General features: G+C 59.2%; 8 protein-coding genes and 2 pseudogenes. 4 read left to right on the forward strand and 6 right to left on the reverse strand.

The genetic code is table 11. The annotated features are described in order from the left end of the window. Nucleotides 1–350: 350 nt before the first annotated feature. Entirely contained in the window at nt 351–644 is a 294-nt protein-coding gene (locus tag AC1DH9_RS12365) for a fructose-bisphosphate aldolase (RefSeq protein WP_427545146.1), read from the reverse strand. A 667-nt stretch (nt 645–1,311) separates the two neighbouring features. Further along, nucleotides 1,312–1,983, reverse strand: a complete 672-nt coding sequence (locus tag AC1DH9_RS12370) for a polysaccharide lyase family 7 protein (RefSeq protein ID WP_427545144.1) — start codon at nt 1,981–1,983, stop codon at nt 1,312–1,314. A 312-nt stretch (nt 1,984–2,295) separates the two neighbouring features. Here AC1DH9_RS12370 and AC1DH9_RS12375 point away from each other — a divergent pair, with 312 nt between their 5' ends. Genes AC1DH9_RS12375 through AC1DH9_RS12385 form a run of 3 tightly spaced genes read left to right on the forward strand, consistent with a single transcriptional unit; the run spans nt 2,296 to nt 5,273 of the window. Then, on the forward strand, nt 2,296–4,419 hold the full coding sequence (locus tag AC1DH9_RS12375; RefSeq protein WP_427545142.1) for a putative bifunctional diguanylate cyclase/phosphodiesterase: 2,124 nt from the start codon (nt 2,296–2,298) through the stop codon (nt 4,417–4,419). Between the two features lie 42 nt (nt 4,420–4,461). Next, entirely contained in the window at nt 4,462–4,953 is a 492-nt protein-coding gene (locus AC1DH9_RS12380; protein WP_427545140.1) for a M48 metallopeptidase family protein, read from the forward strand. A 23-nt stretch (nt 4,954–4,976) separates the two neighbouring features. Further along, nucleotides 4,977–5,273 (forward strand): winged helix-turn-helix domain-containing protein, encoded by a 297-nt coding sequence (locus tag AC1DH9_RS12385; RefSeq protein WP_427545138.1) that lies wholly within the window; start codon nt 4,977–4,979, stop codon nt 5,271–5,273. 108 nt (nt 5,274–5,381) lie between these two features. Here AC1DH9_RS12385 and AC1DH9_RS12390 read toward each other — a convergent pair whose 3' ends face one another. Then, nucleotides 5,382–5,834, reverse strand: coding sequence for a GNAT family N-acetyltransferase (locus AC1DH9_RS12390; RefSeq protein ID WP_427545136.1), 453 nt, complete (start codon nt 5,832–5,834; stop codon nt 5,382–5,384). Nucleotides 5,835–6,099: 265 nt separating this feature from the next. On the opposite strand from AC1DH9_RS12390, the gene AC1DH9_RS12395 reads away from it, so the two are divergent. Next, complete coding sequence (locus AC1DH9_RS12395; RefSeq protein WP_477808240.1) at nt 6,100–6,837, forward strand: substrate-binding periplasmic protein; 738 nt, start codon at nt 6,100–6,102, stop codon at nt 6,835–6,837. Nucleotides 6,838–6,989: 152 nt separating this feature from the next. On the opposite strand, the gene yccS is transcribed toward AC1DH9_RS12395, so the two are convergent. From yccS to AC1DH9_RS12410, 3 genes and pseudogenes are all read right to left on the reverse strand, one after another. Beyond that, entirely contained in the window at nt 6,990–9,173 is a 2,184-nt protein-coding gene (gene yccS, locus AC1DH9_RS12400; RefSeq protein WP_477808241.1) for a YccS family putative transporter, read from the reverse strand. Nucleotides 9,174–9,418: 245 nt separating this feature from the next. Continuing rightward, nucleotides 9,419–10,207, reverse strand: a pseudogene (locus AC1DH9_RS12405) (BaiN/RdsA family NAD(P)/FAD-dependent oxidoreductase); the annotation flags it as partial. Nucleotides 10,208–10,374: 167 nt separating this feature from the next. Further along, nucleotides 10,375–11,333, reverse strand: a pseudogene (locus AC1DH9_RS12410) (DEAD/DEAH box helicase). Nucleotides 11,334–11,553 lie beyond the last annotated feature (220 nt).

Consider the following 11,553-nt stretch of genomic DNA (forward strand, 5'->3'; position numbering starts at 1 on the left):
CAATAACAAACCAAAGAGCGGCTACCGGAAAGCAATAAATAATGGCAGCAATAGCGAGAATAGTGATTGCCGAGACTGCTTTTTTGCGGATGACTCGAGTGTTCATGGAACTCAGTTCCCCTGAGGTGGTGCGGGTATTTGGATGTGAAAAATACCTATAGGACAGACATTATATTCGCCATCATAAGGACTCATTCTGTAATAAATGTTTCTTGTTTGTAAAGATTTCTCAGATGTGCTGACGTGTTTTTTTCTTCGGCGTCAGTAAAAAAGCGGCGGGGCGGGTTTTATTAAGTGAAAAGGGAGCAGGTTTATTCAAACTGCTCCCTTTTTTCGTGTGCGCCGAATGCTCAGCGATTCGCTGGCGCGTCAAACCCTCGCTGCTCGATCACTCCGAACACATCGGTAATGTCCTGAACCATCAAGCGCGCCACGTTGGTGACGGTGTTGATGTCGCGCTCGGCGTAGTCGGGCAGGCTGGTGCAGGCCATGAGGGTCAGGTAGCTGAGGACTGCGTGCAGGCGTTCGCTGACGCAGGCGTGGAGTTCGCGTAGCGGGGCGTGGCTGTCGATGAGCAGGACGGGGTAGTCGGTGGCGATTTGGGTGAAGGGGGTGAAGCGGCGGGGCGGGTGGTTCATGGTCATGAGTAAATCTTCCTTGTACTTAAAAGAAGAGCTACAGCCGTTCGCTGCGAAACGAATTGGGTGGTAGCTATGTGCGGGTTCGCAGACCGAGGTACAAGGAAACCCGGCAGACTCGAAGGTCTCCCACACACAGCCACCATAAAACGGACTCCGGGCGCTGATGCGACCGTCGTTAGGCTTTGTATGGTGCTAGGTTACTACTTGTACCTCAGGGCTGCGAAACCCCGTAGCCGATTGATGTCAGCCACGGGAGAACTTTAGGTGTCGATGTTGGCGGCTGCAACCGGGGTGTAGGACGGTGCTGCGACCTTTGTGGCGAGGGAGCTTGCTCCCGCTCGGCGGCGTAGCCGTCGTAAACCGGGCGGTGCGGTGTGTCTGAGGAAATGCGGTGGCAGGGTTTGGGGCTGCTTCGCAACCCAGCGGGAGCAAGCTCCCTCGCCACAGTGGGAGCAATCCTACGGGATTTGCGGACGCTCAGATCGTTCCCATGCCCGTAGCAGCTGTCGAGCCTGCGAGGCTGCGTTCGGCCGCAAGGCGGTCGTAATCCGGCAAATGCGGTTTGCCTGAAGAAACCCGGCGTCAGGTTTTACGACTGCTCCGCAGCCGAACGCAGCCTCGACAGCTGCTACGGGGGAGCGAGTCGTCCTCAAGGGTTGAGATCAAGTTGTCAGCTCGGGTTGTGATCAATATTCAGCTTGCTGAACGTCACTTTCCCACCCTCGCTGGTGTATCCGGTGTTGTCCTGCACGTACACCCCGGCCTTGAAGTACAGCGGTTTGTCGCGCCAGGTGGCGCTGATCTGGGTGTCCCATGAGTAGCCCGCGGCGCTGATGCCCAGGGCGCCGCCGGGGCTGAGGTGGATCAGGTAGGAAAAACTCTGGTCCAGCTTCACTCCCGTGGCGACGGTGATCACCCGAGCAACATCGTCGTCCGGGTGCATGCGTACCTTGGCGACGATGTTGCCGGTCGAGGTGCTGGTCTTGTACTGGTACTCGACTTTCACCAAGGGTTTTTGGCTGTTGAAGGCGTGGATCTGGCCGATGACGATCTTGCCCGAACTCGGCACCTGGTTCACCGCGAGGGTCGCGTGCAGCAAGTTATCGGCCTCGGGGTAGAGCCAGTTGCGCAAGGTGCCGTTGCTGTAGGTTTCGCGCAGTTCGGTGCGCGGGTAAATTGCGTTTTCCGTGCGGGAGCCGGTCACCGGTGCCCAGAAGAACAGCGTACCGGTGTCGGAATTGAAGTATTGATCCTTGAAACCGTCCACCAGTTTGGCGGTATCAACGGTGTACGGGGGGCTGCCGACAGGAACACTGAGGTTCCAGGTTGCGAGATCGATCATGGTCAAAGCATCCGCGAATTCTAGCTGAACGCGCGTACCAGAAGCTCTAGCCCGCGCGTTAGAGGGCAGTCTTTATAAGCGTAGAAGGGATGCTTGTTAATGCCCGTCCGGCGGATAACTGGCGTCAATGCTCTGTCGAATGGCCACCTTTTCCGGTCTCGCAGTCTCTGGCGCTTACCGTTAGTCGGAGTCTGGGGCTTTGCCATCGGTGATGGCGTGATGACACCTACTGCTTTCGCAGATCCCGGTCTAGAGTGGAGTTGTCCGGTTTTTTCGACGGTACCGGCCTGACGTCACTACAAGAGAAGCAGCATGGAATGCGCGCAACCCAAGCCAGTTGAAGGCAGCTCAGTTCTTCTAATCGTGGATGATTACCCTGAAAACCTGATCAGTATGCGTGCGTTGTTACAGCGCCAGGACTGGCAGGTGATGACCGCGGCTTCCGGCTTTGAAGCCTTGAGCCTGTTACTCGAACATGAAGTCGACCTGGTGCTGCTCGATGTGCAGATGCCAGGGATGGACGGTTTTGAAGTGGCGCGTTTGATGCGCGGCAGCCAGCGTACCCGTTTGACCCCGATCATTTTCCTGACCGCCAACGAACAGTCCCAGGATGCGGTGATCAAGGGTTATGCCAGTGGCGCGGTGGATTACCTGTTCAAACCGTTTGACCCGCAAATCCTCAAACCCAAAGTCCAGGCCCTGCTAGAACACCAGCGCAATCGCCGGGCCTTGCAGCGCTTGAGCCAGGATCTGGAAGCCGCACGCGCCTTCAATGCCTCGGTGCTGGATAACGCCGCCGAAGGGATTCTGGTGGTGGGCGATGACGGCCTGATCCGCTTCGCCAACCCGGCCATGTCCCGCTTGCTCAATGCGACGGTCACCGAATTGCAAGGCGCGGAGTTCGTGGACTTCCTGCAAAAACCGCACGTGCCGGTGTGGGCTGATTCTGACATTTATGCCGGTTATCAACGGGGTGAGACCTGGCGCGTGCACGATGCAATCCTGCGCACCGCGCCGGGTCAGCAAGTGCCGGTGGCGCTGTCCTGCGCGCCATTGCCGTCCGAACAGCGGGCCATGGTGGTGACCGTGCTCGACATGTCGGTGGTGCGCCATCTGCATCAACAGCTGGAGTTTCAGGCTGTCACAGACCCGCTGACCGGGCTGCTCAATCGCCGTGGCTTCTACCAGACTGCGGAAAACCTGCTATTGCGCGGTGAGCGTTCCGACAGCGCGTGGGTGTTGTTGTACCTGGACCTGGATGGCTTCAAACGGGTCAACGATTCCCTGGGCCACGATGCCGGTGACCGGGTGCTGCGTTGGGTGTCCGAGCAGTTGAAGGCCTGTCTTCGGCCGTTCGATATTCTGGCGCGCATGGGCGGTGATGAGTTCACGGCGTTGCTCGATCTGGAGTTTCCTGAGCAAGCGGCGAAGATTGCCGAGAAGCTCATCGAGCGAATCTCGATCTGTCAGCAAATTGAAGGACTGGATGTGGTRCTTGGTGCGAGCATCGGCATTGCGACCTATCCCGATTGCGGTTCCAACCTTGACGGTTTGTTGCGCGCCTCAGACATCGCGATGTACGAGGCCAAGCGTGCCGGGCGCCAGCAATATCGCTTCTACGACCATGAAATGAACGGTCGCGCGCGCTCGCGGCTGATGCTCGAAGAAAGCGTGCGCACGGCCATCGAAAATCAGGATTTCAACCTGGTGTATCAACCCCAGGTGGCGATTGCCGACGGTCGCGTACGCGGGTTTGAAGCGTTGCTGCGCTGGCAGCATCCGAGTGTCGGCGATGTACCTCCAGGGTTGTTTTTACCGCTGCTGGAAGAGGCACGGCTGATTAGCCGTCTCGGCAGCTGGATTTACCACCGCGGTGCCAGGCAGCGAAAGGCCTGGGAAAACCTGTTTGCCGAGGATCTGGTGCTCGGTGTGAGCTTGAGCAGCACCCAGTTCGGCATGCCGAATCTGGTCACCGAGTTGCGTCAGGTGCTGGAGCGTCATGAGTTGCAGCCGTCTCAGCTGGAAGTTGAAATCACCGAAGACGCCTTGATCCAGAACGTTGATGAGTCACGCAAACAGCTGCGCCTGTTGCGTCACCTTGGGGTGCGCGTGGCGCTGGATGACTTTGGTTCGGGGCCATGCTCGTTGGCGCATTTACGCGATCTGCAGTTGGACACGCTCAAGCTCGATCGGCACCTGATTGCCCGGATACCCGATTCGCCTCGGGATGCAGCGCTGGTGCGCAGTGTCATCGAGTTGTGCAGGGAATTCGGGATGTTGGTGATCGCCGAAGGCGTGGAGACCGTTGCACAGTATCGATGGCTCGAGGCCAACGGTTGCCAGTTTGTGCAAGGTTTCCTGGTGGCCAGGCCGCTGATGGCCGAGGATGCAGGTGGCTTTGCGCAGCCGTTTGACTGGAGCGCGCTGACCGCCTGAATTCGCTACACTGGCGGTCTTTCGTCACTCTGTTGTTGACCCATGACCGCGCTGAAGTACCTCCAGGCTTATCCCGCTGCCTTGCAAGACCAAGTGCGCCAGTTGATCGATCAGGATCGACTGGGCGACTACCTGAGCCAGCGTTACCCGGACAAGCACGCGGTGCAGAGTGACAAGGCGCTGTATAGCTACGCACTGGAGTTGAAGCAGGAATTCCTGCGCAATGCGCCGGCTATCGACAAAGTGCTGTTCGACAACCGCCTCGACCTGACCCATCGCGCCCTTGGCTTACACACGGCGATCTCGCGCGTGCAGGGCGGCAAGCTCAAGGCCAAGAAAGAAATTCGCATCGCCTCGTTATTCAAGGACGCTGCGCCGCAGTTTCTGAAAATGATCGTGGTGCATGAGCTCGCGCACTTCAAAGAGTCCGATCACAACAAAGCGTTCTACAAGCTGTGCGAGCACATGCTGCCGGGCTATCACCAGCTGGAGTTCGACTTGCGGGTGTACCTGACGTGGCGGGATATGCAGTAATTATCGGAATCGGGAGTGTGGGAATGGATGTCAGCAAGACCAAAAGCAGCTTCTACCGCCGGCTGTACGTGGCGTACCTGATCGACCGCGGTCTGGCCAGCAATGTCCCGGCACTCACCGACGTCACCGGCATGCCGCGGCGTACAGCCCAGGACACCATTGCCGCGTTGGCCGATCTGGATATTGTGTGYGAGTTCGAGCAGGAAGAGGGCGCGCGTAATCATGCCGGGCGGTACAGGATTCGGGAGTGGGGGGCGATTGATCCAAGCTGGATCGAGCGCAATCTTCAGCAGATCAAAACGGTGCTGGAATACCCCTGAGCTTTTGCGGCGTCGCAACTGACGCCTTCGCGAGCAGGCTCGCTCCCACAGGGGACCTTCGTCGTGTCATAGATCAGTGTGGGAGCGAGCCTGCTCGCGAAGAGGCCCTCAAGAACGGCGCATCCCGATATGCGGAATGTCATCCTCCAGGTATTCCTCGCCCACCACGACAAACCCGTACCTCCCGTAATACCCCTGCAAATGCGCCTGGGCCGACAGATAGATCGGCACTTCAGGCCAGTATTTCTCAGCCTGCTTGAGCCCCTGCGCCATCAACTCATGACCCAGGCCCTGGCCCCGAGCAAGAGGGGCGATCACTACCCGACCGATCACCACGTCGCCACCCTGTGAAATCGGGTCGAGCAAACGCAGGTAGGCCACCAGCTGRTCGCCATCCCAGGCCATCAAGTGGCAGGTGTCACCGTCCAGGTCCAGTCCATCGACTTCCTGATAGGCGCATTTCTGCTCAACGACGAACACTTGCGTGCGCAACTGCAGAATGGCGTACAACTGCTCTTTGCCCAGATCGCTGTGGTGTTTGCAGACCCAATCGATTGTCATCTTCACATTCCTTGAACAACGTCGCTCCGATACTAAGCGTCCCGCAGCGGGATGTCTTGTGGCATAAAAAACTGTGACAAAGGCCAAAATGCCATCATTCATTTCTCGCGACGTTGTCTTCTTTGTGTAATCTGATTTTTAGCGGTTTGTTGTGACTTCAATGAGCTACTGTTAGGGCCTGGGTTGTGGCCGCGATTCGGCACACCGGCCTTCGAGTTTTGGCTAAAAACACGCTGGGCTGCCCGCCCGCTAAGGATTTTTTAGCATGCCGCGATTGCATCGAGCTGTTGCTTTGATTGGATTGCTGTTGCTGAGCCAGACCGCCGCAGCAGAAAAACTGCGGCTGGTGGCTGATGCCTGGCCACCGTTTACCGATGCCACGCTGGTCAATGGCGGGGTGGCGACTGACATTGTCAGCACCGCGCTGGCGCGGGCGGGTTATGCCAGTGATTTCGAGCAGGTGCCTTGGGCCAGAGCCTTGCTGGGGGTGGGCGAAGGGCGTTACGACGTGCTGGTCAACGCCTGGTTCAACGAAGAGCGCACCCACATCGGGCAGTTTTCCAGCGAGTATCTGCTCAACCGGGTACGCTTCCTCAAGCGCAAAGACACACCGATCGAATACAACAACTTGCAGCAACTGCACACCTATCCGGTTGCGGTGGTGCGTGGCTACGCCTATTCACCCGCGTTTGACGGTGACGCCGCCTTGCAGAAAGTGCAGGTGCACAGCTTCCCCATGGCCGTGCGCAYGCTCGCCGCTGACCGGGTGAAGCTGRCCCTGGAAGACGAATACGTCGCCCGTTATTACCTGGCACGCGAATCACCCAAGGTGCGCAATGCCGTGGAGTTCCTGCCCAATCCTTTGAGTGAGAACAGCCTGCATATTCTGGTCAGCCTGAAGAATCCCGACCATGAACAGATTGTTGCCGGATTCGATCGCGAGATTGCAGCGATGAAGGTGGATGGCAGCTACGAGCGATTGCTCAGGCAGCATGGGATGTAACGTCTCGGAAAGTCACGGTGACTGTGCGGGCCTCTTCGCGAGCAAGCCCGCTCCCACAGTAGATCTGTGTCAGGTGTAGATCTCGTGTACACAACAAATCCCCTGTGGGAGCGGGCTTGCTCGCGAAGAGGCCCGCCCGGTCACCACAGATCTCAATCCTCGCTCGTATCCTTGATCAAATGCGCCGCCAGCGTGCGCAACGGTCCCAGTTGTCGGCAGATCAACCCCAGTTGGGTTTGCACCAGACGCTGACCTTCGTCGATCTCGTCAGGCATTTGTTCAAGTCCGGCGGCCAGGGCTTCTTCTTCGTCGCTCTGAATCGCAATCGGCGATTTGCTCGCCAGCCCTTGGGCGATTTCGTCGATGCTGGTCGCCAGACTGACACCCGCACCGCTGATCAGCTGTTCACGAACGTCAGCGGGTAGCTGGATTTCACGGTGCGCACCGAGGCCCGATAGGTAGCTGAGCAAGGTGTGGGAAAGCACCAGGAAACGGAAACCGACGTCAGCCTCCTTACGGAAATGCCCCGGCTCCATGAGCATGTTGGCCAAGGTAGTCGACAGCGCCGCATCGGCGTTGTGGGCATTGCGTCGAGCCAGCCGATAGGCCAGGTCATMACGTTTGCCGACAGCGTATTGCTGCATGATCTGGCGCAGGTAAATGCTGTTGCAGGTGAGGGTGTTGGCCAGCACTTTGTTCAGCCTGCGGCCCTGCCAGTCCGGCAGGAACAGCAGCACCGCGAGCCCCGCAATCAGGCCGCCGAGCAAGGTGTCGAGCAACCTTGGCAGGAACAGCCCGTAGCCGTCGCCGACCTGGTTGAAGCAGAACAGCACCATCAGGGTGATTGCCGCCGTCGCCAGCGTGTAGCGGGTGGTGCGGTTGATAAAGAACACCACGCCGGCGGCAATCGCGAAACTCGACTGCACCAGTGGGTTGGGGAACAGATCGAACAACGCCCAGGCCAGGGTCAGGCCGATCGCGGTGCCGAGGATCCGCTGACCGAGTTTGCGCCGAGTGGCGCCGTAGTTCGGTTGGCAGACAAACAGCGTGGTGAGGATGATCCAATAGCCCTGCGAGGGGTGGATCAAATGCACCATGCCATAGCCGACGGTCAGGGCCAGAGGCAGACGCAGGGCATGCCGGAACAGCAGCGAGGTCGGCGTCAGCTGTGTGCGCAGGCGCGTCCAGACGTCCTTGAGGTTACGCGGTGAACGGTCGAGCAGGCTGCTGTCGGTGGCGTCGGCCAGGGCGTCGGGGTTACTCGCGTCGCTGAGCAAACGATCCAGGGTGCTGAGGTTGGCTGCCAGTGCGCGCAATGAGCGCAGCAAACCGCGCCAGGCCGGGTTGCTCTGGATGCGCAGGTGTTCGAGGGAAGCGTGGAGGTCGCTCAGGGCTTCGGCAAAGCTGTCGTCGTAGATGAACGGCTGGCGCATCTGGATCGACTCGGCCAATGCCCGGCAGGCTTTGCCTTGCTGGCGCAGCAGGCGTTGGCAGCGGAATAGTACGTCGCTGTGGAAAAAGGCTTCGGCCAGGGCGTTGTACGGATAGTGCGAAGAGCTGGCGCGTTCGTGGATGTCCTGGGCGAGGAAATACAGCTTCAGGTAACGACTGACTTTCGAGCCCGGCCGACCATTGCCGACCCGGTGCAGGATGATTTCCTTGGCGGCGTTGAGCGCCGCGACCACTCGGCCATTCTGCTGCGCCAGTTCCAGCCGCCGGGCTTCGACGTCCATCTGGCGGATCGGCTCGAACAGCGACGATTTGAGCTTCAGGTAAAACCCCAGCTCGCGAAACAACCGGGCCAGGCTCTGCTGCACCGGCTGGTTGGAAAACAGCGCCTGCCACAGCACCGAGAGCAAGCCATACCAGGCGGCACCGGCCACCAGCAACACCGGTTCATGCCAGAAATCGGTGACCGCGCCGCCGCGCTGGTCCACACCGATCATGGTGTACACCGACAGAATCAGCGTTGCCGAGGCAATCGCGCCATAGCGTTCGCCCAAGGCGCCGAGCATGGTCAAGCTGAAACTGGCCAATGCCAGGGCGACCACGAAGATGTATGGGTAGGGGAATAGCAGCTCGACCGAAAACGCGGCAACGCTGAAGCACACCAGCGTCACGGCCAGCGCGTTGAGACGGCCTTGCCAACTGTCGTCGGTTTCGGCCAGGGCGCTGGCGATAATCCCCAGGAACAGCGGGATCAGCAGGCCCATTTCATTTTGATACCAACACAGCGCCATGGTGCCGGTCAGGGCGATGAACACCCGTACGCTGTAGCTGAATTTATCCAGCGCCCAAAGGCGACGCAGAGTCTGACGAAACGAGGTTGATGGCATGAAGTGCGGAGGCCTTCCGGGGCAATGCAGCTAAATTGAGCCAGTAATGACGACGATGCAATGGCGCCGATCACATCTGACAGCAAAAACTGTTCCTTATGGATCAACACATAACAAAGTGGGAGCGAGCCTGCTCGCGATGAGGCCAGCACATTCAACATCCATGTTGACTGTCAGACCGCTATCGTCGGAACGCCGCCCGGAGCCGGCTCGCTCCCACATTTTGTTTTGTGTACGACGTTGGATCAGACGTACTGCGCCGCCGCATAACCCGAGGCCCAGGCCCATTGGAAGTTGAAACCGCCCAGGTGCCCGGTGACGTCCAGCACTTCGCCGATGAAGTACAGGCCGGGGCTTTTCAGCGATTCCATGGTTTTGGACGAGACTTCATGGGTGTCGACGCCACCGAGCGTGACTTCGGCCGTGCGATAGCCTTCGGTACCGGCCGGGACCAGTGTCCAGTTCGCCAGTTTGGTGGCGATATCGGCCAGCTCGGCGTGGGTGTACTGCTTCATCGGCTTAGAGACGAACCAGTTGTCGGCCAGCAGATTGGCCATCTTCTTGGTGAAGATTTCGCCGAGCAGGGTTTTCAGTTCGCTGTTCGGGCGCTCGGCTTGCTGCTGTTGCAGCCAGCTCGGCACGTCGTGGTCGGGCATCAAATTGATTTCGACGGCGTCACCGGATTGCCAGAACGAGGAAATCTGCAAAATCGCCGGGCCGCTGAGGCCGCGGTGAGTGAACAGGATGTTTTCGCGAAAGCTCTGATCGTTGCAGCTCACCAGACAATCCACCGACGTACCGGAGAGCTCGGTGCACAGCTCTTTTAGTTGGTCGGTGATGGTGAACGGCACCAGGCCGGCGCGAGTTGGCAGCAACTGGTGACCGAACTGCTTGGCCACTTGATAGCCGAAACCGGTAGCGCCCAGGGTTGGAATCGACAGGCCGCCGGTGGCGATCACCAGCGATTCGCAGGTCAACTGGCCCAACGTGGTTTCCAGCAGGTAGCCGTTTTCGATTTTTTCGATCTGCTGGATCGAGGGCGCAAAACGGTGTCCTCTTAACGTATCACCACAAAACAAACCGTGGGAGCGAGCCGGCTCCGGGCGGCGTTCCGACGATAACGGTCTGACAGTCAACATAGATGTTGAATGTGCTGGCCTCATCGCGAGCAGGCTCGCTCCCACAGGGAAGTGCGCTGTTCTTACAAAATCCGTACGCGCAGCGAGCGGCCTTTGATCTTGCCGTCGTTCAGGCGCTGCAAGGCTTGCTTGGCGATCCCGCGCTCCACGGCGACATAGGCCTGGTAGTCGAAGATCGCGATCTTGCCGACCTGGGCGCCAGGAACACCGGCATCACCAGTCAGTGCGCCAAGGATGTCGCCCGGGCGAACCTTGTCTTTACGGCCAGCGCCGATGCACGGTGGTCGACGGTTTCCTGCACTTGCTGCTTGGTGAAGCAGAAAGCGACGGTGGACTGCGGGCGGTAATGGGCGAGGACCTTGACCACGGCGTCCATGCGCTCTTCCGGCGAAATCTCGAAGAAACGCTGTTCGATCTGCGTGTCGTCGTGGAACGCCTCGGCTTTCACCTGCTGCGGGTTGCGCATGAACTTCGACGCCAACTGCTTGATGCCCACCGGATAGGTGGCGGAGAACAGCAGGGTCTGGCGACGCTCAGGGCACTGGGCGATGATTTCTTCGATGGAATCGTAGAAMCCCATGTCGAGCATGCGATCGGCTTCGTCGAGGATCAGCGTGTTCAGGCCGTGGAGCACCAGCGAACCCTTGCGCAGGTGCTGCTGGATACGCCCCGGAGTGCCGACGATGATGTGCGCGCCGTGCTCCAGCGAGCCGATCTGCGGACCGAACGACACGCCGCCACACAGGGTCAGGACCTTGATGTTGTCTTCGGCGCGGGCCAGGCGACGGACTTCCTTGGCAACCTGGTCAGCCAGCTCGCGGGTTGGGCAGATCACCAGTGCCTGGCAGCCGAAGAAGCGCGGATTGATCGGGTTCAGCAGGCCGATACCAAAAGCGGCGGTYTTGCCGCTGCCGGTCTTGGCCTGSGCGATCAGGTCCATCCCCTTGAGGATCACCGGCAAGCTTTGCGCCTGGATCGGCGTCATCTGGGCATAACCGAGGGAGTCGAGGTTAGCCAGCATGGCGGCGGACAGCGGCAAAGTATTAAAAGCGGTGGCGATGGTGGTCACGGGACTGGCCTGCAAAACAAAATGTCGCGCAGTGTACCAGTCCCGTGCGCTCCACCTGCAAATTCTGGACGAATAGCCGTAGCAAATCGTCGTAGCAGCTGCCGAGGCACGAGGCTGCGTTGGGCTACGAAGTAGCCCCCGAGGGCGGTCCTGCGGACACGCAACGCAGCCT

This window comes from Pseudomonas sp. 05T35 (assembly GCF_056396605.1).

Excerpts from the sequence above, each read along its gene's own strand:
- AC1DH9_RS12365 (WP_427545146.1), bottom strand. The coding sequence starts at position 644 with ATGACCATGAACCACCCGCCCCGCCGCTTCACCCCCTTCACCCAAATC.
- AC1DH9_RS12370 (WP_427545144.1), bottom strand. The coding sequence starts at position 1,983 with ATGATCGATCTCGCAACCTGGAACCTCAGTGTTCCTGTCGGCAGCCCC.
- AC1DH9_RS12380 (WP_427545140.1), top strand. The coding sequence starts at position 4,462 with ATGACCGCGCTGAAGTACCTCCAGGCTTATCCCGCTGCCTTGCAAGAC.